The organism is Flaviaestuariibacter flavus (assembly GCF_004337505.1).
GTDB lineage: Bacteria > Bacteroidota > Bacteroidia > Chitinophagales > Chitinophagaceae > Flavisolibacter > Flavisolibacter flavus.
In genome coordinates this window covers 174,635-195,988 of record NZ_SJZI01000046.1, presented here as the reverse complement: position 1 = coordinate 195,988, position 21,354 = coordinate 174,635, and the positions used below count along the sequence as shown (strand labels likewise).

The 21,354-nt window shown below is 59.6% G+C and carries 25 protein-coding genes; 11 read left to right on the top strand and 14 right to left on the bottom strand.

The genetic code is table 11. The features are described 5' to 3' along the window. Nucleotides 1-36: 36 nt before the first annotated feature. Nucleotides 37-636: a Holliday junction branch migration protein RuvA gene (gene ruvA, locus EPD60_RS13395; RefSeq protein ID WP_131450032.1), complete on the bottom strand. Its 600-nt coding sequence runs from the start codon at nt 634-636 to the stop codon at nt 37-39. 377 nt (nt 637-1,013) lie between these two features. Continuing rightward, nucleotides 1,014-2,006, bottom strand: a complete 993-nt coding sequence (locus EPD60_RS13390; RefSeq protein ID WP_207896656.1) for a beta-ketoacyl-ACP synthase III — start codon at nt 2,004-2,006, stop codon at nt 1,014-1,016. 947 nt (nt 2,007-2,953) lie between these two features. Between EPD60_RS13390 and EPD60_RS13385 the strand changes: the two genes are divergently transcribed. Further along, nucleotides 2,954-3,640 carry a hypothetical protein gene (locus EPD60_RS13385; protein ID WP_131450031.1) on the top strand — a complete coding sequence of 229 codons (687 nt, stop codon included), beginning with the start codon at nt 2,954-2,956 and terminating at the stop codon, nt 3,638-3,640. 456 nt (nt 3,641-4,096) lie between these two features. On the opposite strand, the gene EPD60_RS13380 is transcribed toward EPD60_RS13385, so the two are convergent. Next, complete coding sequence (locus EPD60_RS13380) at nt 4,097-4,558, bottom strand: transposase (protein ID WP_131450030.1); 462 nt, start codon at nt 4,556-4,558, stop codon at nt 4,097-4,099. A gap of 164 nt (nt 4,559-4,722) precedes the next feature. Here EPD60_RS13380 and EPD60_RS13375 point away from each other — a divergent pair, with 164 nt between their 5' ends. Both EPD60_RS13375 and EPD60_RS13370 read left to right on the top strand, forming a co-directional pair. Continuing rightward, nucleotides 4,723-5,142 (top strand): VOC family protein, encoded by a 420-nt coding sequence (locus EPD60_RS13375; protein WP_131450029.1) that lies wholly within the window; start codon nt 4,723-4,725, stop codon nt 5,140-5,142. 65 nt (nt 5,143-5,207) lie between these two features. Continuing rightward, the gene (locus EPD60_RS13370; RefSeq protein ID WP_131450028.1) at nt 5,208-5,678 is read left to right on the top strand and encodes a hypothetical protein; all 471 of its coding nucleotides are present in this window, start codon (nt 5,208-5,210) and stop codon (nt 5,676-5,678) included. A gap of 219 nt (nt 5,679-5,897) precedes the next feature. Here the strand turns inward: EPD60_RS13370 and EPD60_RS13365 are convergent, their stop codons facing one another. Further along, nucleotides 5,898-6,266 (bottom strand): DoxX family protein, encoded by a 369-nt coding sequence (locus EPD60_RS13365; RefSeq protein WP_131450027.1) that lies wholly within the window; start codon nt 6,264-6,266, stop codon nt 5,898-5,900. A 125-nt stretch (nt 6,267-6,391) separates the two neighbouring features. Between EPD60_RS13365 and EPD60_RS13360 the strand changes: the two genes are divergently transcribed. The 7 genes from EPD60_RS13360 to EPD60_RS13335 all read left to right on the top strand — a co-directional run bounded on the left by EPD60_RS13360 (nt 6,392) and on the right by EPD60_RS13335 (nt 11,582). Continuing rightward, on the top strand, nt 6,392-6,682 hold the full coding sequence (locus tag EPD60_RS13360) for a DUF4242 domain-containing protein (protein WP_131450026.1): 291 nt from the start codon (nt 6,392-6,394) through the stop codon (nt 6,680-6,682). A gap of 110 nt (nt 6,683-6,792) precedes the next feature. Further along, nucleotides 6,793-7,977, top strand: a complete 1,185-nt coding sequence (locus EPD60_RS13355; RefSeq protein ID WP_131450025.1) for a sensor histidine kinase — start codon at nt 6,793-6,795, stop codon at nt 7,975-7,977. A 519-nt stretch (nt 7,978-8,496) separates the two neighbouring features. Continuing rightward, entirely contained in the window at nt 8,497-9,561 is a 1,065-nt protein-coding gene (locus EPD60_RS13350; protein WP_131450024.1) for an NADH:flavin oxidoreductase/NADH oxidase, read from the top strand. Between the two features lie 255 nt (nt 9,562-9,816). Beyond that, a complete protein-coding gene (locus EPD60_RS17020; protein WP_165871543.1) occupies nt 9,817-9,969 on the top strand; it encodes a hypothetical protein in 153 nt (50 codons plus the stop codon). Between the two features lie 82 nt (nt 9,970-10,051). Continuing rightward, nucleotides 10,052-10,330: a YMGG-like glycine zipper-containing protein gene (locus EPD60_RS13345; protein ID WP_131450023.1), complete on the top strand. Its 279-nt coding sequence runs from the start codon at nt 10,052-10,054 to the stop codon at nt 10,328-10,330. Between the two features lie 139 nt (nt 10,331-10,469). Further along, a complete protein-coding gene (locus EPD60_RS13340; protein WP_131450022.1) occupies nt 10,470-11,261 on the top strand; it encodes a hypothetical protein in 792 nt (263 codons plus the stop codon). Nucleotides 11,262-11,330: 69 nt separating this feature from the next. Continuing rightward, nucleotides 11,331-11,582, top strand: a complete 252-nt coding sequence (locus EPD60_RS13335; protein ID WP_131450021.1) for a DUF6576 domain-containing protein — start codon at nt 11,331-11,333, stop codon at nt 11,580-11,582. 84 nt (nt 11,583-11,666) lie between these two features. On the opposite strand, the gene porT is transcribed toward EPD60_RS13335, so the two are convergent. Further along, nucleotides 11,667-12,398 carry a type IX secretion/gliding motility protein PorT/SprT gene (porT, locus tag EPD60_RS13330; RefSeq protein WP_484488974.1) on the bottom strand — a complete coding sequence of 244 codons (732 nt, stop codon included), beginning with the start codon at nt 12,396-12,398 and terminating at the stop codon, nt 11,667-11,669. Continuing rightward, nucleotides 12,362-13,111, bottom strand: coding sequence for a bifunctional demethylmenaquinone methyltransferase/2-methoxy-6-polyprenyl-1,4-benzoquinol methylase UbiE (gene ubiE / locus EPD60_RS13325; protein WP_131450019.1), 750 nt, complete (start codon nt 13,109-13,111; stop codon nt 12,362-12,364). Before ubiE ends, porT begins: the two co-directional genes overlap by 37 nt. A gap of 221 nt (nt 13,112-13,332) precedes the next feature. Between ubiE and yihA the strand changes: the two genes are divergently transcribed. Beyond that, nucleotides 13,333-13,968, top strand: coding sequence for a ribosome biogenesis GTP-binding protein YihA/YsxC (yihA, locus tag EPD60_RS13320; RefSeq protein WP_131450018.1), 636 nt, complete (start codon nt 13,333-13,335; stop codon nt 13,966-13,968). A gap of 234 nt (nt 13,969-14,202) precedes the next feature. Here yihA and EPD60_RS13315 read toward each other — a convergent pair whose 3' ends face one another. The 8 genes from EPD60_RS13315 to EPD60_RS13280 all read right to left on the bottom strand — a co-directional run bounded on the left by EPD60_RS13315 (nt 14,203) and on the right by EPD60_RS13280 (nt 21,317). After that, entirely contained in the window at nt 14,203-14,676 is a 474-nt protein-coding gene (locus EPD60_RS13315) for a ribonuclease H-like YkuK family protein (RefSeq protein ID WP_131450017.1), read from the bottom strand. Nucleotides 14,677-14,779: 103 nt separating this feature from the next. After that, nucleotides 14,780-16,387, bottom strand: coding sequence for a pre-peptidase C-terminal domain-containing protein (locus tag EPD60_RS13310; RefSeq protein ID WP_131450016.1), 1,608 nt, complete (start codon nt 16,385-16,387; stop codon nt 14,780-14,782). Nucleotides 16,388-16,405: 18 nt separating this feature from the next. Further along, nucleotides 16,406-16,855 (bottom strand): hypothetical protein, encoded by a 450-nt coding sequence (locus EPD60_RS13305; RefSeq protein ID WP_131450015.1) that lies wholly within the window; start codon nt 16,853-16,855, stop codon nt 16,406-16,408. A gap of 183 nt (nt 16,856-17,038) precedes the next feature. Further along, a complete protein-coding gene (locus EPD60_RS13300; protein WP_131450014.1) occupies nt 17,039-17,407 on the bottom strand; it encodes a CoA-binding protein in 369 nt (122 codons plus the stop codon). 128 nt (nt 17,408-17,535) lie between these two features. Continuing rightward, on the bottom strand, nt 17,536-18,687 hold the full coding sequence (locus tag EPD60_RS13295; RefSeq protein ID WP_131450013.1) for an NAD(P)/FAD-dependent oxidoreductase: 1,152 nt from the start codon (nt 18,685-18,687) through the stop codon (nt 17,536-17,538). After that, nucleotides 18,680-19,384 carry a methyltransferase domain-containing protein gene (locus tag EPD60_RS13290; RefSeq protein ID WP_131450012.1) on the bottom strand — a complete coding sequence of 235 codons (705 nt, stop codon included), beginning with the start codon at nt 19,382-19,384 and terminating at the stop codon, nt 18,680-18,682. The genes EPD60_RS13295 and EPD60_RS13290 overlap by 8 nt, the downstream gene beginning before the upstream one ends. Then, nucleotides 19,384-20,466 carry a type III polyketide synthase gene (locus EPD60_RS13285; RefSeq protein WP_131450011.1) on the bottom strand — a complete coding sequence of 361 codons (1,083 nt, stop codon included), beginning with the start codon at nt 20,464-20,466 and terminating at the stop codon, nt 19,384-19,386. The genes EPD60_RS13290 and EPD60_RS13285 overlap by 1 nt, the downstream gene beginning before the upstream one ends. Continuing rightward, on the bottom strand, nt 20,463-21,317 hold the full coding sequence (locus tag EPD60_RS13280; protein ID WP_165871542.1) for a UbiA family prenyltransferase: 855 nt from the start codon (nt 21,315-21,317) through the stop codon (nt 20,463-20,465). Before EPD60_RS13280 ends, EPD60_RS13285 begins: the two co-directional genes overlap by 4 nt. Between the last annotated feature and the right edge of the window lie 37 nt (nt 21,318-21,354).

Here is a 21,354-nt window from a genome sequence, read left to right as displayed (position 1 = left end):
GGTTTCCTCAGTCAATTAGCGATGATGAATAGTATCTCACAAGCTTTGCAGGGCGCGTTTGATGACTTCCTCCACCCCGAGGTCGGGGTTTTGGGCCACAACCTTGCGCACGGCGGCATCGGCGGCCGCCCGGGCGATACCGAGAGCCACCAGCGCATTTAACGCATCGGTCTCCAAAGTATTGCCTTTCCAGCCGGAATTATTAGCAGTGGTCGGGGTGCCCCCTTCGATGGGGTTTTTGATCAGCTTGTCGCGGAGCTCGAGCACGATGCGCTCGGCGGTTTTCCGCCCGATGCCCTTGACGCGCTCCAGCGAGCGGGCGTCGCCGTTCATGATGGCGCGGCCGAGCTCTTCGGGTTTCAGGTACGACAGCATCACGCGGGCCGTGGCGGCGCCGACGCCGGAAACGCCCAGCAGCTTGAGGAAGAGGTCCTTCTCCCCTTCATCGGCAAAGCCGTAGAGGATGTGGGCGTCTTCGCGCACCAGCAGGTGGGTGAACAGGGTACCTTCTTTCTGCTCCTGGATTTGGCTATAGGTGTGGAGGCTGATGTGCACCTCGTAACCCACCCCGTTGACGTCGATGTAAACGTGGGCGGGGGTAAGGTTGACAAACTTGCCCCGGAGAAAAGCGATCATATCTACGAAAATAAGGGTAAACGAAAGGTTTTAGCGGGGTTTTAGAAGGTTCTGAAGGGTTCTGAAGGGTTTTGTTGGCGCGGGGAGGAGTGCAACGGGAACGGGGGAGCGAAAAGGAGCGGCGCGGCCGGGCGTGCCCCCGCCGCAGGCGGTTCAGGGTCCCCGACCGGAATGCCAACGGCGGCACCACCCCTTTCGGGGGCCATCCTTCGGCTCCGCTCAGGATGACCGGGTTCGGATACGATCAGCGTGACAAGCCGCTGTCAGGCTGAGCGGAGCCGAAGCCTGATTAACAAAAAAACACCCCGTTCAAGCGAGGTGTCTCCTTCAATAGTATCGAACCAAAATCAGACACCCGGCATCGGACATCATACATTTTAATAGGCCCACTTGACCAGCGTGGCGCCCCAGGTGAAGCCGCCGCCGAAGGCTGCCAGCACGATGTTGTCGCCCTTATTGAGCTCGTGCCGCCATTCGTAAAGGCAGAGGGGGATGGTAGCGGCGGTGGTGTTGCCGTATTTATGGATGTTGAGCATCACTTTTTCGGCGGGGAGGCCAATGCGGTTGGCGGTGGCGTCGATGATGCGCTTGTTGGCCTGGTGGGGCACCAGCCAGGCGATGTCGTCGCCGGTCATGTTGTTGCGCTCGAGGAGCTCGGCGCTCACATCGGCCATGCCTTTTACGGCGAACTTGAATACGGTCTGCCCCTCCTGGTATACATAGTGCTCTTTGTTGGCGACCGTCTCGGCGCTCGGGGGCTTCACCGACCCGCCGGCCTTCATGTGGAGGTACTGGCGGCCCGAGCCGTCGGCCTTGAGCAGGGAGTCGAGCACGCCGAAGCCCTCGTGGTTGGGCTCCAGCAGCACGCCCGCGGCGCCGTCGCCGAAGATGATGCAGGTCTGGCGGTCGGTATAGTCGATGATGGAGCTCATTTTGTCGGCGCCGATCACCATTACTTTCTTATAGCGGCGGCTTTCGATGAGGGCGGCGCCGGTGGTGAGGGCGAAGAGAAAGCCCGAGCAGGCGGCCTCGAGGTCGAAGCCCCAGGCGTTTTTGGCGCCGGCCTTGTCGGCGGCGATATTGGCCGTGGCGGGGAACACCATGTCGGGTGTTACGGTGGCCACGATGATGCAGTCGATCTCTTCGGGCGAGATGCCGCGTTTTTCGCAGATCTGCTGGATCACGGGTACGCACATGTCGGAAGTGCCGAGACCTTCGCCCTTGAGGATGCGGCGCTCCTCGACGCCGGTACGGGTTCGGATCCACTCGTCGGTGGTGTCCACCATCTTCTCGAGGTCGGCGTTGGTGAGCTTGGTATCGGGAACATAGCCGCCGACGGCGGTAATGGCTGCGTTGATTTTCTGAATCATAGGCGCCAAAGGTAGGATAAGTAGAAAAAGGATGAAGGCAGGGCTTGGGCGGAAAAGAGGCCCCCGGGTGGCGGCCGTGTCGCCGTTGACATTCGGGTCGGGGACCCTGAACCGCCTGCGGCGGGCCCACCGCAGCCGTGCATGCCCCTCACCCCCGGCCCCCTCTTGCTGCGGGAGAAGGAGAGAAGAGCAGTGTAGCCGATTAGGTTTCAGCTTCTCCTTTGGTTTTTTGAGGGTGGAATACATGATCACAGATTACATGAATACATGATTATAGAGGTGACGCACGTTCCTTACCTTTTACTTCTCCCCTTCCCTCATGTATTCATTTGATCATGTAATCTGTGATCATGTAATCTTCATTCCCGGGATCTCCCGGTAGCACACCTATCCAACCGGCAACTCAATTCTGCTCCCCGCTGCTCCGGGGCGAGGGGTTGGGGATGGGTCTTTACGTATTTCCCCGCTTGCACATCCCAAAAGGACGAACTATCTTTAAGAAACATCCAGCCTCCGCTCCAAAACCAACTGCTACCCTCCTGATCAACACCGCCCCCGTTCCCCCTAAACCGAACGTATGGCGTCATCAAAAACTACTTCCCGCTTTACCCGCATAACGGCACCGGCTTTCCGAAGGGCCACTGGCAAAATTGTCAACCGCATGCCGCGGCCGCCGGATGGCATTGACAGTTTTGTCAATGGCATCCGGCGGCGGATCAACGGCACTGACAAAACTGTCAACGGCATCCCGCGCCGGATCTATGCCCTTGACAATTCTGTCACCGGCATCCAGGATCCGGATGATGCCGCTGCCAATTTTGTCAACGGCATCCCCCAACCGATTGACGCTATTGACAGTTTTGTCAACGCCACCCGTCACTTACCCGGCGTCATTGACAATTCTGTCAATTTCTTCTCCCACACCCATCACCACAAAACCGTTTACAATGATTATCAACCCTATCAAGATCTTCGGCAATTTCTACGACGACACGCACATCTCCAACTACCGCCTCCTGCTCCACGGCGAAGCCTGCTATGCCGCGCTTCATACAGTTCTTGCCGACGTGGCCGCCGGCATCGAGGCACCCCTCAACAACTACCGCGAGCTGCTCGGCGGCATCGTCTCTGCCCGCGCCGTGCTGAAAGGGCAGACCGCCACCACCGACGACTACACCGAAGCCTTCCTCGACACGATGCGCCAGGCCGAAGACACCCTCGGCGCCAAACGCATCCGCAAGGGCGATCCCATCTACCTCGAATTCTTTCCCCAGGGCCTCGACGGCTACAACGATATCAACCGCGGCAACGCTGCTTCGCTGATGCAGCTGGCAGCCGACGCAGCCACCCGCCATGCGGCCCTCCTCGGCACCGACCTGGCCGACGAGCTCCGCTCCTTCCCAGGCGGCTGGCTCACCGTGCGCAGCGGGCAGCAGGGGCAGTCGGGCAAGGTAGACGAAAAGGCGGCCGCCATCCGCGCCGCGCGCCGCAGCCTCGAGCTGGCACTGTGCCAGGCGATTCATGAAGTGGGCGCCCGCTTCCCCGGCGATGCCGACAAGTGCGCATCCTTCTTTGCCTTTGACCTGCTGTACCGGGCGGGGCGGAAGAAGGCGGAGGCACCGGGAATGGTGTAGCCATTTAAGGACGGCTTTTCAAGGCATCCGCCCGCGTGCGGATGCTTTTTTTTCTCAGGTGCTGTTGCTATCCGGCGGTCGAACGTTTTGCCCCTACGGGGCAAACAAAACATCCATGTTGCCACGATCTACCAACGTTTTGTCCCCACGGGACAATTCGCTACCGACATGTTGCCCCTTTGGGGCAATTCGCTACCGACCTGCGCCTGACAAACCATCGAGGCAACCAGGAGCAAATTCCCTCTTGTCCCGTAGGGACAAAACGTCGGTACCGACATGTTGCCCTTATGGGGCAATTCGCTACCGACCTGCGCCTGACAAACCATCGAGGCAACCAGGAGCAAATTCCCTCTTGTCCCGTAGGGACAAAACGTCGGTAGCCGATGTGCGCATGAATGATCCGATTGCCCCGTAGGGGCAAAACGTTCGAACGTGCGACGGAACGACCGTTGCCAATCATTCGGGGTCGCGGAAAATATAACGGGGATCGAACGGAACGTTCTCCTCGTTTAGCAGCCCCATATATTCTTGCCGGAAGGGAACATTGCGGTGATGCTCCTGTTGATGCATCACGTAATCGATTACCGGGTAAAGACGGGAGCGGTCCAGGTGAAACCAGCCGAAGCCCCCCTGCCAATTGAAACGTTCCGGGCATAAGCCGCTCTTGTTGATCCATTCGGAAGTGTCGCCTTTCCAGATACGCATAAAATCCGATGGTGCCTGGTGCAGTCCCATGCCCAATACGGCGTGAAGATGGTCGGGCATTGAATTGATCGCCAGCAGCCGGTGACCCTGGTTCTGCGCGGCACCGGTCATATACTGGTGCATCCGCTCCTGGAACGATGGCCCGATGAGCGCCGCACGGTTTCGCACCGCCATCACCACATGGACGTGGCTCTGAGAATAAGTGTTCGCCATAGTTTTTTCAGCAAGCTCGTCACCTCCAGCCTGTCGGCCATGGGTTTTTCAACAGGATTTCAGGGGATTTTTCCCGGGTGCGTCCAAGCCCCCTTCCATTTTGTCGCAAACCGCACGCCTGCGTCTCCACCTTTTCCAATACGTTTGCCCAAAGCAAATCCATCATGCAAACACACGCGATTCCCTACCTCAACTTCAACGGCCAGGCCCGCGAAGCCCTCGAATTTTATAAGAACTGCTTCGGCGGCGAGCTGCAGCTGCTCGAAGTGGGGGCCTCGCCCATGGCCGAACGCTTTCCCGCCGAAGCCCACGGCCGCATCATGCACGGCCAGCTCAATAACGGCGCCTTCGTGCTGATGGCTTCGGATATGTTCCCGGGGCCCTATGCCACCGGCAACAACTTCTCCGTGATGGTGGCCTGCGCCACCGAAGAGGAATGCCGCCGCTTTTTTGAAAAGATATCCGAAGGCGGCAACGTGTTCGACTCCCTCAAGATCCAGTTCTGGGGCGCGCTCTTCGGCGTGGTCACCGACCGTTTCGGTGTACGCTGGAACATCGGCTGGGACCCGAAGTCAGCGAACTAACGCCCCATGGCCGCGCTTGCCCGGCAGGCGCGGCCATGTTACTTTTGCGCCACCAACCGCACGTTATGAAATACACGCTCTTCCTGTTGCTGCCCCTGGCTGTCGCCTGCTCCAAAAACCAGGAGCCGGCGCCCCCCGAACCGGCACCGGTTCCCATGCCCATCCCGCCTCCGCCCCCGCAACCGGGCGATACCACCGGCATCATACGCCGCAGCTGGAAAGTGTATAAGGACTCCATTTCCAACGTCAACAACTTCGTGTTCGAATACGGCTACCCTAACCCCGGCACCTACTGGGGCACCGCATCCGATTACTGGCGCTTTGACAGCACCGGGCAGTTTGCGGTGCGTGAAAACGGGATGACCGAAAGCGGCACTTACCAGCTCTTGCCCGGCAACCGTCTTTGGATCAGTAACCTGCGTTATTTCGACACCGGCTATATCCGGGTGCTCACACCCACAGAGGCCGTCTTCGACTGGATGAAAACCAGCAGCAACGGCGGCCGGTACTACCGCCGCGTTTACCTGAAGCAATAAGACTTGTGGATCTCAAACGGTGCCCCCACCGACATCCTCGCCTATGCCGCGGGCTGCGGCGCGGTGCTGCTGGCGGAGCGCGGGCGACGCCGATCCGGTATTTCTACGGCCTCAGCCACCTTCGAAAAGACTCCGTGCCGGAACGCGCGATGATTCGGTGATTGGATAAATGAATTTGAAGCACTGCCCGCGCGGGGCTTTTATTAGTAGCCGATGTGGCTAGTTGTTCCTGCGCGTATACAGCAGTGCCCACCAGATCAGCAGCCCCTGCAGCGGAAGCCGCAGCAAGGCGATCCAGAGGTGGGGGTGCCCGCTCCGCCACCAGTTCAGCGCCATTTGAATATTAGCCGGGAAAACCGCTACCAGTAGAACTACGATGCCCCATGCGGCGGCGCGGCGTGTTCGCGGGAGCAACAACCCGGCGCCGAGCAGGATCTCCGCCACACCACTCACAGCAACCAGCGCCGCATGCGCGGGCAGCCAGGGCGGCATGATGGCACGGTAGGTACCCGGGTGAACAAAGTGATTGATGCCGGCAGCGATGTAGGCAAGGGCCATCAGCGTACGGAGCAGTGCGTAGCGGTTCATCTGTGCCGTTAAAGGTCGGCAGGAAAGCCCGTCATCAGCGGGTAAAAAGAGTTTCCGCGCCTGCATGCCTTTTTTGTAAATTAGGAGTGTCTCCCGCACCAATACCGTCATCAAACCCCAAGCATATGCCCAAATACGTGATTGAACGCGACCTGCCCGGCGCCGGTAAAATGAGCAGCGAGCAACTCCAGGCCATTTCGCAAACCTCCAATGGCGTGCTTCATGAGATGGGACCCGACATCCAGTGGGTGCAGAGTTATGTAACGGCCGACAAGATCTATTGCGTGTACGTGGCACCCGACGAAGAGACGGTGCGGCGCCATGCGAGCAAGGGTGGCTTCCCGGCCAATGAAGTCAACCGCGTGGTAGCGGTCATCGACCCCACCACGGCCGAAGTGCCGGAGCCGGCGCACTGAACGGAACCCCGGCGCAAGCCGGGGCTTTTTCTTCGCCCGCTGTTCCTGCGGGCGTACTCATCCGTTTACCATGAACCGAATTCCCCTAATTTGCCCATCTTAACCTTACGATGCAGCACACGCCGAACCTCGACGCCGCCCAGTTTTCCGAATTCTTCGACTGGCAGCCGCTTGCCTTTATCTGGCTCCGCCCCCTGTTTAACGACGCGGGCGCCGTCACCGATTTTGTATACGAGTTTGGAAACGAAGCCGTGCTCAGCTTCCTGAAAGTACCGGGAACCGAGCTCGGCAAACTCCGTGTATCAACCACCCCCTGGCTTAGCGAGAATATGCGCGGGCAGGTGCTCGACGAAATACGCCGGTCGTACGAAACGGGCGAGACGGTAGTCTCCGACCTGTATTATTCCAATATCGACCGCTATGCGCGCGTGTACCGGGTCAAGTTCGGCGGCGGCGTGCTCACCACCATGCAGGACCGGACCGACGAAAAGCGGGCCATCCAGGAACTGCACGAGCGGACCCTGCAGCTGCAGCATACCAACAGCGAGCTCGAGGAGTTTGCCTACGTTGCCTCGCACGACCTGCAGGAACCGTTGCGCAAGATCTCCACCTTTTCCGACCGCCTCGCCCTCGAGCTCGAAGGCAAGCTGTCGCCTTCGCACGAAGGACTGCTGCAGCGCCTGCAGTCGGCCGCGGGCCGCATGAAGCGCCTCATCGACGACCTGCTGCTTTACTCCCGCGCCGCGCGCGAGGTGGTGCCGGAAACGGTTGATCTCAACGCGGTGATGCAGGAGGTGCTGCTCGACCTCGAAGGCGTGATCCAGGAGACCGGCGCCCAGGTGCAGGTAGGACCCCTGCCGCAGCTGGAAGCCGATGCCCGCCAGCTGCAACAGCTGTTTCAAAACCTGGTAGGCAATGCCCTCAAATACCACCGGCCGGGCGTGGCCCCGGAAGTATCGGTGAGCGGACGCATCCTGCCGCCCGGCGACCCGGCGCGGGAAGGACTGCCATTGTCGGTTACCGGCGACTGGTACGCCATCGATGTGCGCGACAACGGCATCGGCTTCGAGCAGAAATATGCCACGCGCATCTTCCAGGTATTCCAGCGCCTCCACGGGCGCGCCGAGTATGAGGGCTCCGGCATCGGCCTCGCCATCGTACAGAAAGTGGCCAACCGCCTCGGCGGCGTGGTGCGCGCCAGCTCCGAGCCGGGCGAAGGCGCCACCTTCGAGTTGCTGCTGCCGGTGCAGTCGCTCGGAATAAAACCGGTGCAGCACGAAAGCAGCATCCGGTAACAATTGCATATATTTATCAGGCTTCCGACCCAACTGCGATCGGCAAAGTGCCGTATATCAAAGCATCGAAACCAACTAGCAATGATTCGCCTTCACTCAGTATGCCTCACCTTTTACCCGTTCAATTTCTTATAGCCGCAGCGGTGGCGCGCCAGCGCATAGCCGGCGGTCGCCATACCGCATTCAACACCCCGCTCCGGGGCACCCTATATTTTTCTCATAACAATGTAGATTGTCCACGCCCCTTGCCTTTGCAAGGGGCTCTTTTTTTTCCAGGAGCTTGCTATCCTTAGGAAGCATGAATTCTGCAACCCGATATCGCTTCTTTGATTCCGTGCCTTTCTGTTTCGGCGTCTTTGCCACGCCCATCCCCCCGGCCGCTGCGTGTCAATAGCGCCGGGGTTTACCGGGGGCCTCGTAGACAAGCAGGAAATGATGAACCGGATCCCGCGGGGCCCGTGGGCGGTTGCAGGAGGCATTTGGCCCGGGCTTAGGTTTGCGGCAAACACCGTTACAATCATGGCGCTCCTGTTTGCTCCCCTCACCCTTCGCGGCCTCACCCTGAAAAACCGCATTGCTGTTTCACCGATGTGCCAGTACAGCAGCAGCGAGGGCTTCGTCAACGACTGGCACCTCGTGCACCTCGGCAGCCGCGCCGTTGGCGGCGCGGCGCTCGTTATTACGGAAGCTACGGCGGTTTCGCCCGAAGGGCGTATCAGTCCGCAGGACCTGGGCATATGGAGTGATGAGCATATATCGGGACTGCGCCGCGTTACGGATTTCATCAAGTCACAAGGCGCCATCGCCGGAATCCAGCTGGCGCATGCCGGCCGCAAGGCCAGCACGCTGCGCCCCTGGGAAGGCAGCGGCGCGGTTGCCGAAAACGGCTGGACACCGGTGGCGCCCACGGCGCAGCCCTTCGCCCCGAACTACCCGCAGCCACAGCAACTCGACGCAGCCGGAATTGAAAAGGTGAAAGCCGACTTCCGGGCCGCGGCGGAACGGGCGCTGAAGGCCGGCTTCGAAGTTGCAGAAATACATGCCGCCCACGGCTACCTGCTGCACCAGTTTCTCTCGCCCCTCAGCAATAACCGCGACGATGCCTATGGCGGCTCTTTCGAAAACCGCATCCGCCTCGTGATGGAGGTCACCACCGACCTGCGGGCCCTGTGGCCGGCGCAGCTGCCGCTGCTGGTGCGCGTCTCCGCTACCGACTGGACCGAAGGCGGCTGGACCGCCGAAGATTCGGTGGCGCTGGCAGCCCGCCTGCGCGCGGCAGGCGTAGATCTCATCGATTGCTCCACGGGTGGCAACGTGCCCCGCGCGCCCATCCCCGTGGGCCCGCTTTACCAGGTGCCCTTTGCTGCACGCATCCGGAAGGAAGCCGGTATCGCCACGGGTGCCGTTGGCATGATCCGTACCGCGCAGGAAGCGGAGCAAGTGTTGCAGGAAGGCTCAGCCGACATCGTTCTGCTGGCACGTGAGCTCCTGCGCGATCCCTACTTCCCGATGCATGCCGCCACCGAACTGGGCGTGGATCTTCCGTGGCCGGAGCAATACGATCGTGCAAAGCCGAAGCCCTGAGCAGCAAGCAAGGTGTATCCTTTTATGGGATTTGGAAACTTTCCGCATCTTTAGAATATGCGAACACCGCTGCTGCTGCTCCTGGTATTTGCCACAAACCAAGCATTCAACCAAGCGCCTTTGGGGATCGCCTTTTTCCAACAGCTACGATGTGCGCCAGCAGCGTGCGCTCATTGAAAGCCGTCCCCGCGAAGTGCTTTTCGGCATCCAATTCAGGGCAGACGCGGCCACAAGATCCTGCTTTGCGAAACGTTTATGAGCACTGGGCGCTACACCGAAAAAGACCGCGTGCTTCAGGAGATCCGCGACCGTTTTTTGTCGCGCCCTTTCAGCGATGAAGACCTGCTCAGTCTCGGGAAATATTTCTTCTGGTATGCACGCTACGAGTGGGCGGACGAATTGATTTAACAGGTGTTGCAATTGCCAGTGCTGAGTCTCCACCAGGTTTTGGCATGCTTTTGCACCGGTTTAGCTTATAAAAAGCAGCATTATGAAAAAGCTCCTGTATAGTGGCTTCCTGGCACTCACGATGGTATGCCTCGCAGCCGGTGACGCTTCCGCGCAGACAAAAGTGGTAACCCATAGCCGGGCGCGCAAAAACACGGCTATTGGTGCTGCAGCAGGCGCCGCCACGGGTGCCGTGGTCAGCCATAAAAAAGGCAAGGGCGCCGTGATCGGCGGTGTGGTCGGTGCCGGCGCAGGCTACATCTATGGCAAGCACCGGGACAAGAAAAAAGGCAAAATTGTCAAGGTCAAAAACGCTGACTGATAACCCTGGAAAAGCACAGCCTCCCGCTGTGCTTTTCCTTTGTGTCATTATCCGGGCCATTCATCACAAGGCGGCGGATGAACAGGAGGCGATCGGTACCTTCGGAGTGACAGGCAACTTCAACCCAAATACGCCTGCTATGCCCTATTGCCTGAAACGACCGCCCCTGCTCTTGCTCCTCCTCCTCCTGCTTACCGGCCACCGCCAGCCGCCGGGATGGAACCGCTCGGTTGAAAAAGGATACGTGCTTTTGTATACGGCTGCGGACCGGCCCGACCTCGGCTATTACCGCAAAACCGTGGGTAGCGGTAGGAAAGCCGTAAGCCGCTTCTTCGACAGCGCTTTCCGGAAGCCGTTCGGAGTGTATGTGCATCCGTCGCGGGCCTCGCTCGACAGCACCTGGCGCCGCGAGTGGGGCGACACCTCATTCCGCAGCGAGTGCTGGATGGTGGCCAGCGGCGTGGCCCACCGCCTCGACCTGCTGGCAAGGCGCCGGTGGAAGGACGAAGCCTGCGAGCACCGGGCCGAAGACCGGCCAGCAACACAGCAGGTGATCACCCACGAGCTGGTGCATGTCTACCACGGCCAGCGCAATCCTTCGGGCGACTTCAGCGCTGTGACCGGTCTCGACTGGCTGGTGGAAGGAATGGCCACCTATGCCTCCGGGCAGTGGGACAGCACCCGCCGCGGGCAGGTGGGCCGCCTCGTCGCGTCGGGACGCGCGCCGGAAAGCCTCGACGGTTTCTGGAAGGGGCGGGAGCGTTATGCGCTCGCGGGCTCGGTAGTGGCCTGGCTGGATGCCCGCTACGGGCGGTCGCTGCTGCGCCGCCTGCTTGCCTGCACCACCCGGGCGGAGGCCCTCCGGCTTACCGGCCTCGATGAGCCGCAGCTTATCGGCCAGTGGCGCCTGTGGATACTGACCCGGCCCTGATTTAACAGCTGTGAAGCGCTTTTTGCGGTATTTTTATCGCAGCCAAAAGGCATTCAAACAAGCTACTTTATGTTTCCGGGAATATTGGGACTCGTGGCCATCGGCTTACTGCTTTACTTTTTTGCACGCAAAGCGCAGCGCACCCATGTGCTCGGCGACACGCAGAGCGGACTCACCATCGATGAAAAATACAACCTCGAGCGCCGCGACCGCCAGGAGACCGTTGACCGCCTCCTCGACAAGATCGCACGAAAAGGCTATGGCTCGCTGAGCGAGAAAGAAAAGCAGCTCCTGAAGGAGCATTCGAGCATGCTGAATTAGGAACGCGGAATTGCGAAAACGAAATATAAAAGGTGCGCGTGCGCGGCTTTTTCCATATCATTCTTTCCACGGTTTTCGCGTAGCCTAGCCTTCGAGGTGGATTGAGAAAACGATCATCCGGCTCTGGATGCGGTCGAGTACGCTGGAGTAGCGGAGGTTCTCGTTGCGGTCGTGCATGTTGCGGAGTCCGTTGGAGATCTTGATCTCGGGTGAAAAGATGAAGCTTTTCATGTAGAAGTTGAAACCGAGGCCGGCTTCGATGCCGTAGTCGACCTTGTTGATGCGCACCATGTCGTCGGCCTGGCGGGCCTTGGCGTTGGAGGCGAGGTCGTAATCGAGCTTGCCGCCGGCGAGCATGTAGACGCGAAAATTCTGGATCCGGTCGGAGCGGAACTTGACCTGCAGCGGAAAGGAGGTGATCACCGACTCCACTTTTTTGGTCACCTCGAAGCCCTGGTCGAAGTCGCGGAAACGTTGCTGGTACACCAGGTTGCGCTCCATGAATACGAGTGTGGGATTAAAGCGCAGCTCAAAGCGGTGATTGAGACGCAGGGTGGCCAGGAGTCCGAGACCGAAGCCGCCCGAATTGGTGGGCTCCGCCACGAGGATGGAATCCTGCGCGAGGAAAGACTCGTGCTGCTCGATGTGGAAGCGGGCCGTATTGCCCGCCAGGGTGATACCGAAGTAATACGGCTTTGCTTCGTGCTCCACCATATTGATCTCCTTCATGAACTGGGCCTTTGCACCCATTGCAAATCCGCACAGTAGTAGTATTCCAATCAGGGCTGCCTTTTGCGTCCGGCGTATAAACAACATATTCCTAAGCTTAGGGGTTTGAACGAGGTATCGATATAACCCACGTTTTTCAAGATAGCGACAAAATCCTGCCGGTCGGGAAAAGCGTTCGCTGAGGCGTTGAGGTATTGATAGGCTTTTTTGTTCTGGTTAAACCACTTTGCCATCTGCGGAGCCAGCCATCCCATATACCACCCGTACAGCTGGCGGATCACCGGCAGCCGTGGGCGGCTGAACTCCAGTATCACCAGCGGCGCACCCGGCTTGAGCACCCGCAGGATTTCTCCCAGGCCTTTCTCGAGGTGCTCAAAGTTGCGCACCCCGAAGGCCACCATGCCTGCATCAAACGAATTGTCGGCCGCGTTTATTGTCTCACTGTCGCCGCTCACCAACTCAATTTGCGTTCCAACATTTGCCTTGCACACTTTTTCGCGGCCGACGGCGAGCATGCCTTCGGAGATATCGATGCCCACGATCCGCGCCGGGCGCAGGATGCGGGCCGCCATCAGTGCCATGTCGCCGGTGCCGGTAGCCACGTCGAGCAGCAGCTGCGGCTTGTAGGGCGCCAGCGCCCGCATGGCGGCTTTACGCCACAATACGTCGATGCGCGCGCTCAGCACGCGGTTCATGAAATCATAGCGACCGGCGATCTCGTCGAACATACCGGCCACCTGCTCCTTTTTGTTGCCTTCCTCCGCGAAAGGCTTGATATTATCGTGTGCGTAGCGCGCCATGGCGCCGCGAAGGTACGCCGTGGAGAGAAAGAACGCAGATCCCGCAAGCCGGATACGCCGATTTATTATGATTGGTTATGATTTGCGGACAAGGGTCACGGTTCAACAAACGCACCCGGACACTTGTCAGCAAGAACGGAATCGAAGGCTGCCCTCATCCTAGAAATCATAACAAATCTGCGTTCTTTCTCTTACCCGCCGCGGGCGGCTATCTTTGCGGCATGGAGATCGTCAAAGCCGAATACCTCATTAGCTCGCCGTCCATCGACCTGTGTCCCAAAGGCGACCGCCCGGAGTATGCCTTCATCGGGCGATCGAACGTGGGCAAGAGCTCGCTGATCAACGCGCTGACGGGCAAAAAAGAGCTGGCCAAGGTGTCGCGTACACCGGGCAAGACCCAGCTGATCAACCACTTTACCATCACGCCCCGCGACGGTCGCCCCTGGTACCTCGTGGATCTTCCCGGCTATGGCTTCGCCAAGCGCTCGCAAGCCCTCCGCAAGGAATGGTCGAAGATGATCGAGAACTATATCCGTAAGCGCGAAAGCCTCGTGTTTCTCTTTGTGCTGATCGACTCGCGCCATGAGCCGCAGGACCTCGACCTCGAATTCATCAACCAGCTGGGTGAATGGCAGGTGCCTTTTGCACTGGCCTTTACCAAGTCGGACAAAACCACGCAGCGCGAGGTGGCCGCCAACGTGCGCCGCTTTATCGATACCCTGCTGGAAAAATGGGAGGAGCCGCCGCCGTATTTCGTTACCTCCGCAGAAAAACGCACCGGTGTGCGGCAGATACTTTCGTTCATCCATGAACTGAATGAGCGGTACGAGAAAGAAGAAAAGAAAAAAGTGAAATAAGGGAGAAAAGGAGAAGAAGAGTTTTTCACCGCGAAGAAAAGAAGTTGAATAAGCGTTGCGCTAAGGAATACAATTGAAAAGGTCCCGCCTGCGGGACCTTTTACATAACATCTTCGCGTATCGCTTCTTTTCTTTTTCTCTTTGCGGTTCAAAAACCTTCTTCCCCTTCCAAATCTTATTGCCGACGAAGCCCAGGCCCGCCTCCCGGCGTGCATAAAACCGGAAGCAGGCAGGTCAGTTCACCATCTTGTCGGCGCAACAGCTCGAAGCAAAGGCTTCCGGCTTCGCCTTGAATGCGAAGCCCATGCCCAGGATATAACCCATCGCCTCGCGCAGCGCGTCGTTGCTCTTGAAGCTGGGGTTGGTGTTGATGTCGGCATGCACCTCCATGTCCACATTATACTGGGTAAACAGGTTGCACAACTCGTAGGCAATCTCGATGCTTTTCGCCACCTCCACGAGCATCCGCTCCTTGATGGTGTACGATTGCACGGTCTTGTCGTTGTGAATGAACATAAAGCCGCCGTGTCCTTCCCGCAGGAAAACGATCACCGTGGCAAACTCGGTGTCTTTCCCTTTTACCTGTGAGTCGGTGCCGATGCACACCTTCAGCTTGCTGCCGTTTTCGGTCTCCCGGCGGATGGTCTCCTCCACCGCCTGGTAGATCGGCAACTCGATGGTGGCCCCGTTAAAACGTCTCCAACGCATACGTATGATATTTCCTCAATATACGAAAAAACCGGGCCGTAGGGCCCGGTTCACTCCTGCAGGGAACAGGTTTGTGGGAAATCTGTGCAAAAGGCGGTACTGGTCAGGGCTGGATAAACTTCTGTACGGTCTCCGAGCCGCCTACCGTAAAGCGCACCCAGTAGGCGCCGGCGGCGAGGCGGGGCAGCGGCAGGTTGCTGCTTCCTTGCGGCAGCACACCGGCAGCCATTACCTGGCCGAGCGCGTTGCCCACCTGGTAGCGGCCGGCGACCGGCGATTGCACCGCCAGCGAGCCTCCCTGCGCTACCGTGCGCAGCAGTTGCGGCGTGGCGCCTGCAGCGGCAGCCAGCAGCACGGCCTTCGAATAGTAATAACGGCCGTTGTTGAAAACGACTTTAATACGGTATTGGCGGCGGGCCCCTTCAGCAACGGTATACGTATAGCTGGTGGTGCCCGGGGGCGGGGTGGCCAGCACGTAAAAGTTGCGGCCGTCGTCGCTGGCTTCGAGCACCTGCTCCGTCAGCACTTCATCGGCCACTACTTTCCAGTTCAGGGTATGACGCCCGCCGGCACTGCTGCCGTGCAGGGTCAGCTGGTAGAGCGGCAGCACGTTGAAGGGCGTTGCGGAAGCCTTCAGGTCGTAAGAGCCGAGAGAGCCGTATTCGGGCGCAAACTGGTTGCCTTTGCCGTCAATCATCAGGTAATAGTCGCCCGTGGCGAGCGCCGTATCGATCACCGAGTTGAGCAGCGGCGCGGGGTTGTACGAGCCAAGCTGCGTGCCGGTGGCATCAAGGAGCAGCACCTGGATGTCGAGGTCGGAGCCCACATTACCCGAGCCCAGGTTAAAGGGTACGGCATCGAGGCGGAAGCGGGCGCCGCGGTCGAGGCGAAACTTGAAAAGGTCGCGGTCGGCAGCCCGCTCAATCACGCCCTGGATGCGGAAGGTGTCGGCATCAAAAGTGGTGTTTGCCGCTTCCGCCATCGTCTCCGGGACATCGTCGGTGCGGTAGGCGATGCCGTTCACCGGCACGCCGTTCAGCGTCCGCGTAATCACATCCACATCGCTCTGCATGTTGTTGCAGCCAAGCGAATTCGGTCCGAGGTTCCAGGTGGTCATGTTCTGGTAATAGCCAACGCCCATGATGGGTGCCCAGCCGATCTCACCCGATCCGGTGCCGGCGTAGTAGTCGGTGATCTTGCCGCAGGAGCTGTTGTAGGATGCCTGGTGGCGGAGGCCAAGCGTATGACCTACCTCGTGCGCGCCGGCTTCGGCCAGCCACTTGGTATTGTATTGCAGCAGCGTGGTAAAAACGAAGTTGGGTGTGTTGTCGCCCCAGGTAAAGGAGTTGGTATACGAAACACCGCCGACGCCGTTGCTGTACCAGCTGTTGCTGATGGTGAAGATGACCCGCATCCGCTGCTTGGCCGGCGCTGCCCAGTATTTGGTGGAGTCGGTGGTAACGTTGACCGCGAAAGGCCGGTAGTCTTCGGCAATCCGCTCGTAGATCTCGGCGATCTGCGCCTGGGTGATGTTCGCAGGACCGCATACCACGGGGCCGGCAGTGTTCCATTGGGTGCCGGTAACAGTATGGCCGTCAAAATCCAGGAAGATCGTCGGGCGGACATCGGGCATCGAGCTCCAGGCCGGGGGTGTCTGGCCGAATACGGCACAGTTAAAAACAAGCAGCAGTAAGGAGAGCAGGGCACGCATGGCAAAAGCAGTTAAAGGTTATTCACTCAGCAGGTCGTAGAGGCCGCGCTTCTCGAGGCGGTATTTCCCGTTTTCGCGCACGAGCTCCAGGGCATCGCCGTGGTTATAGCTCAGCAGGCGGCCGGTGTATTCAGTATCATCGCCGCCGATACGGCGGGCAAAGCTGAAGGTGGCGCCACCCAGTGCCTGGCTGCGGATAACGACGCTGCTGAGCGTCTTATCGCTGCCATCGGATACCGATGTAACCACTCCCGTCACCCGAAGGGCCGGGCTCAGCTGGAAGGTTACCGTATCGCCGACGGCATGACCCAGCAACACCTCCAGCTTTTCGGGCTGCACCGGCTGCACAGAAGGCAGGGTCGCAAAAAGCAACGGCTTATGGGGGTCGGGCTCGCGAAGCGGCGCGCGGCCCTGGGCGTGCAGGCAAAGGCTGCCCAGCAGGAAAAGGATGAGGAAAAAGGGTTTCATGTCGGTGCTTTACGGTAAGGTTGACCCGCAAAGTTCCCTTTCCCAGCAGCCCGGAAGCTGCGTTTTCGCCCAATGGGCCCGTTCCGTGGAGGAACAGGCTTTAAAATATGGTAAAATTATCCTATGGAAGAGCTAATACCTCTCAGATGTCGGATCAAACTATCTCAGATCTGACATCTGCGATCAATATTGCCCGGTGCTGAGCATCACCAGCGTACAGGCGATGACGGGCTCGATACCCGCGCTTTCCGCTTTCTCGATGAGCTCGTCGTTTTCGGTGCCGGGGTTGAAGATGATCCGCCGCGGCTTGAGGCCAAGGATATATTCGTAATAGGGTTTCTGATTCTGGGGATTGAGGTAAAGCGTTACCGTGTCGATGCCCTCTACAGGCGCGGCTTCGGTAGCGATGGGCACACCCGATACTTCTCCGGTTTTACGGCCGATGGCCACCACCGGATACTGGTGGGCCGCCAGGCGGCGGATAGCAAGATAACTGTAGCGGCTGGGATTGTCCGAGGCACCCAGCACCAATGTTTTTTTCGATTGGCTCATAACGATGGGCGTAAAGGTACAAAGGGTGTGCCTGTGTCGGGAGCTTGAATCATGAAAGCTGGCGCCAATTGCGGCCGCGCTTTGCGCGACGGCGCAACCGTCATTGCGGGAAATATCAAAATCCAAAATCAGAAAATCTCCCCGTGTGTGCTGCGAATCACCGGGCGGGCGAGTGCCGGGAAAGCGCAGAAAAGCCGGACAAAAGCATTGGTTGCCCGTTGCCCGCCGAAGAAGCGCTGGAGCAGGCGGCCGCGTGCGAGCCGCGCGGCAAACTGGTGGCGCCAGGCCCCTGCGTAGGCGGCTTCCATGGCGGCGCGTCCCTGCTTTCCCTGCAGGAAGGCGGAGATCTCCGCGGCGGCCAGCTTGCCGCAGTGCAGTGCGATGCTCATGCCGTTGCCACAGAGCGGCGAGATCATCCCCGCAGCGTCACCCAGCAGCAGCACGCCCTGCTCTACAGGTGCTTTTGTTTGAAAAGTGATCTGCGAAATGGTGAGTGGGAAAGGCTCAGCCGCTTCTGCATCGTCGAAGATGCGTGCGAGGTGCGGATTCCGGCACAGCACTTCCCGCTCCAGGCGCGCAAGCTTGCCGCCGCAGGCACGAAGCGCCTCCGCGCGCGCCAGGTAGCAAACGCTGGAGCGGCCGGCCTCCACCCGCGAAATGCCGCAATAGCCACCCTGGAAATTGTGCAGCCCGATGGTATGTTGCGGCCAGGGAGTGCTCAGGTGGTATTTCACCCCGATAAAATTGTCGAGCCGCCGGTCCTGCCGTTGCAGGAAGGCGCGGTTCCAGCGCAGGTCTACATTGCTGCGCTTGCCCCAGGCGCCGCAGCAGGCGGCCGCCTCAAACTCCCTTCGCCCCGCGCCCCGTATTTCTACGGATACTCTAAAACGACCATCAAAGGATACGTCTTCCACGCGCGCGCCCTCCACCACGGTGGCGCCGGCGCCGCGGGCACAGGCGGCAAGCCCAGCATCAAGGGCAAATCGGCTGATACCAAAGCCGCCGAGCGGCAGGCGCGTGTCGAAGGCACGCCCGTCGGGCGCCGTCAGCCGGAAGCGGTCGATCTGCGGCAGGTCCATTTCTTCGAGCCGCATCCCAAGGTCGCGCAGAAAGCACCAGCTTTCCAACGACACATATTCGCCGCAGACTTTGTGCGCCGGATAATTGCCCTTTTCAAAAACAACAACGCTGTGGCCCGCCCGGGCCAGGCAGGTGGCCGCGGCCAGCCCGCCCAGGCCGCCGCCAATGATAATGACATCGTATCGTGAATCACTACTCATGAGGTGCGATAATCAGCCAGCGGAAGGCCCAGCGCCAGCGGCATTGGTAATTGCGGATCCCGGCTTTTTCCAGCAAACTTGTCCACTCGACCCGCTGAAAGCCCCGGCGAACCGATAGCGGTGCATCGTTGCGTACGAGGTAACTCCGCGAAAAAGCCCGGGTGAGCAGCCGGATGGCATGATACGCGAGCGGATGCCGGTGCAGGTCGTTGATAAAAAATCCGCGAACCGCGCGGGCATGCATCCAGCGCAGCTGCTCCACCAGCTCGGCGTCGGTAAAATGATGGCAGAAGAGCGAGGAGAAAACGATATCGTAAGCTGCTTCCGGTTGCAGGGTGCGGTAGTCGCTTTCAATAAAATGAATGCCGGCAGATCCGGGCCGCTGCCGGGCAAAAGCGATGCATTCCGGGTTGATGTCGACGCCGGTCAGCGCCACGGCCACCCCTTCGCGACGGGCCCAGCGACCGATGGCGCGCAGGTTATCACCACCACCGCAGCCGATCTCGAGCACGCGCACGGGCCGCGTTGGCCGCTCATCCCCGAGCAATGTCCGCAGCCCGGATGTGGTAATAACGTGCCCACCGAGCCGGGTGTTGATCACATCCAGCTCGCGCATATTCTGAGCGATGTCGGCGAAGGGAATATCGTCGCGGTCGAGGAGCTCTTTTTCGTATGTGCGTGTACGTAAAGAAGGCATCAGCTGTGTGCGGTAAAGGTTTCCACGGTAAGTCCGGGCCCGAAGGCGGCGCCCACCAGCCTGCTTACCGGCGCGCGCGTTTCGAGCATGCGTTGCAGCACAAAAAGCACGGTGGCCGAAGAGAGGTTGCCGTAATCGTGCAGCACGCTCCTCGAAGCTTCCAGCTCGCCACCGCTGAAGCCCATGCTCCGGTGCACGGCGTCGAGAATGCGCTTGCCGCCCGGGTGCAGGCACCAATGGCTTACCTCGGATAGCGCGACGCCCTGCCGCCCGAGTGCGCGCTCCACGATGGGACGGAAGTCGGCTTCCACCAGATCGGGGATATAACCGCTGAGGGTCATCAGGAACCCCGTCGACGACAGCTCCCAGGCCATATCGCGGCGGCCTTTCGGCAGCACTTCGCTGTGAAATCCATCGAGAAAAAGGCCTTCCTCCGGCGCATCGTCGGGTGCCAGCAGCACGGCTGCCGCCCCGTCGCCAAACAGCAGCGAAGACGCGATATTGTCCATGGTGGCTTCGCGCTGGAAATGCAGCGTGCACAGCTCGGTGCAGATCACCAGCACCCGCGCCGCCGCGTCTGTTTTGCAAAGTGCGTCGGCCAGCCGCAGCCCGTGCACCGCCGCATAGCAGCCCATGAAGTTGACCGAGGTGCGGAAGACATCGGGACGCAGGTCGAGCAGCTCCATTACCTGCAGGTCGAGGCCGGGGGCGCTCATGCCCGTACAGCTTACGGTAATGAGGTGCGTAATGCTGTGCGCCTCCCAGCTATGCTTCAGGCAGGCACGGGCCGCATCAACCGAAAGCAGCGGCGCCTGCTTGTGGTATACCGCCATCCGCTGCTCCAGCGACGGAAAAGGCTCGAGGCCTTCGGTGGCGGGAAAGAAGCGCCATTCTGTTGGCGGCCGGCTGAAATCGGGAAGCACCGAGTAGCGCTGCGCGATGCCGCTCTGCGCGTAGAGAAAACGCAGCTTGCGGCGCGCAGGCTCGTCGGGGGCATACACTGCCTGCATAAACTGCAGGATGTCTTCCTGCCGGTGGCCGTAGGCGGGTACTGCAGTGCCGATGGACAAGATCTTGCTCAATGGTTCGAATAGATGAGGGTGAGAAAATAAAGGGTCGTGCAGGCTGTTGCCACCAGGTTCATCTGCAGGCTGTGGCGGAAGTCGGCGGCGGCTTCATTGCGCCACACCTTCCTCATCCAGTAAAAGAAAAACCCGACCACCGGCAGGGTAATAACGAGAAAGCGGTAAAAATGGTTGAGTTGTCCTGCCGCTGAAAAATAGCAGAAAAGTAATGCCGCTGCTGCTGCAAACAGGAACATGCTGAACAGGAAGGAGCCGCGCTTGCCCAATTTGTAGGAGATGGTGGTGACGCCGTCGGCGCGGTCGGCCTCAAACTGGTAGATCTGCGTCAGCGGGTAAAGGGCGCCCACAAGGCAGGAAGCTGCAAGCGCCGGCAGCAGCAGCGAGCCGCCCCCCGCGTGAAAAGCCAATGCCACGGCAGCGTAGATCCAGGCGCCCTGGAAAAGGAATACCGTCAGAAAGCCGGTCACCGGGAAGCGCTTGAGACGGAGGCCGCGCCAGCTATAGGCCCGCGATGCAGCGATATAAGCAAGTACGCCGAACGCAAAAACCGCGTTCACAAAAAGCAGCGAGAGCAGGATGGCAATGCCGTCCAGCAGCACCGTGGTCCAGAACAGCTGGCGTGTGGGCTGCAGCGGCGCGCGGAGGCCGCCGATGGGCGTCTCGTCGCGGTCCATATACGAATTGTAACCATTAGAAGCCGGGTATACCAGCACGTGCAGGATGAAGAAGATCAGTGCCGCCCGACCGCGATCCACCTCCGGCACCTGGCTGATGGCAAAGAGGTATACCGGCAGCAGGAAGAGCGAAAAAGGAAAGCGCAGTAGTTGTATGGTAGAACGGTGCAGCACATTATAAGTTACGCATAAAACACATGCCACGGGAGAA

Bases quoted from the DNA above. Each gene is read 5' to 3' on its own strand.
- ruvA (WP_131450032.1), bottom strand. From the start codon at position 636: ATGATCGCTTTTCTCCGGGGCAAGTTTGTCAACCTTACCCCCGCCCAC.
- EPD60_RS13390 (WP_207896656.1), bottom strand. From the start codon at position 2,006: ATGATTCAGAAAATCAACGCAGCCATTACCGCCGTCGGCGGCTATGTT.
- EPD60_RS13385 (WP_131450031.1), top strand. From the start codon at position 2,954: ATGATTATCAACCCTATCAAGATCTTCGGCAATTTCTACGACGACACG.
- EPD60_RS13380 (WP_131450030.1), bottom strand. From the start codon at position 4,558: ATGGCGAACACTTATTCTCAGAGCCACGTCCATGTGGTGATGGCGGTG.
- EPD60_RS13375 (WP_131450029.1), top strand. From the start codon at position 4,723: ATGCAAACACACGCGATTCCCTACCTCAACTTCAACGGCCAGGCCCGC.
- EPD60_RS13370 (WP_131450028.1), top strand. From the start codon at position 5,208: ATGAAATACACGCTCTTCCTGTTGCTGCCCCTGGCTGTCGCCTGCTCC.
- EPD60_RS13365 (WP_131450027.1), bottom strand. From the start codon at position 6,266: ATGAACCGCTACGCACTGCTCCGTACGCTGATGGCCCTTGCCTACATC.
- EPD60_RS13360 (WP_131450026.1), top strand. From the start codon at position 6,392: ATGCCCAAATACGTGATTGAACGCGACCTGCCCGGCGCCGGTAAAATG.
- EPD60_RS13355 (WP_131450025.1), top strand. From the start codon at position 6,793: ATGCAGCACACGCCGAACCTCGACGCCGCCCAGTTTTCCGAATTCTTC.
- EPD60_RS13350 (WP_131450024.1), top strand. From the start codon at position 8,497: ATGGCGCTCCTGTTTGCTCCCCTCACCCTTCGCGGCCTCACCCTGAAA.
- EPD60_RS17020 (WP_165871543.1), top strand. From the start codon at position 9,817: ATGAGCACTGGGCGCTACACCGAAAAAGACCGCGTGCTTCAGGAGATC.
- EPD60_RS13345 (WP_131450023.1), top strand. From the start codon at position 10,052: ATGAAAAAGCTCCTGTATAGTGGCTTCCTGGCACTCACGATGGTATGC.
- EPD60_RS13340 (WP_131450022.1), top strand. From the start codon at position 10,470: ATGCCCTATTGCCTGAAACGACCGCCCCTGCTCTTGCTCCTCCTCCTC.
- EPD60_RS13335 (WP_131450021.1), top strand. From the start codon at position 11,331: ATGTTTCCGGGAATATTGGGACTCGTGGCCATCGGCTTACTGCTTTAC.
- porT (WP_484488974.1), bottom strand. From the start codon at position 12,398: ATGTTGTTTATACGCCGGACGCAAAAGGCAGCCCTGATTGGAATACTA.
- ubiE (WP_131450019.1), bottom strand. From the start codon at position 13,111: ATGGCGCGCTACGCACACGATAATATCAAGCCTTTCGCGGAGGAAGGC.
- yihA (WP_131450018.1), top strand. From the start codon at position 13,333: ATGGAGATCGTCAAAGCCGAATACCTCATTAGCTCGCCGTCCATCGAC.
- EPD60_RS13315 (WP_131450017.1), bottom strand. From the start codon at position 14,676: ATGCGTTGGAGACGTTTTAACGGGGCCACCATCGAGTTGCCGATCTAC.
- EPD60_RS13310 (WP_131450016.1), bottom strand. From the start codon at position 16,387: ATGCGTGCCCTGCTCTCCTTACTGCTGCTTGTTTTTAACTGTGCCGTA.
- EPD60_RS13305 (WP_131450015.1), bottom strand. From the start codon at position 16,855: ATGAAACCCTTTTTCCTCATCCTTTTCCTGCTGGGCAGCCTTTGCCTG.
- EPD60_RS13300 (WP_131450014.1), bottom strand. From the start codon at position 17,407: ATGAGCCAATCGAAAAAAACATTGGTGCTGGGTGCCTCGGACAATCCC.
- EPD60_RS13295 (WP_131450013.1), bottom strand. From the start codon at position 18,687: ATGAGTAGTGATTCACGATACGATGTCATTATCATTGGCGGCGGCCTG.
- EPD60_RS13290 (WP_131450012.1), bottom strand. From the start codon at position 19,384: ATGCCTTCTTTACGTACACGCACATACGAAAAAGAGCTCCTCGACCGC.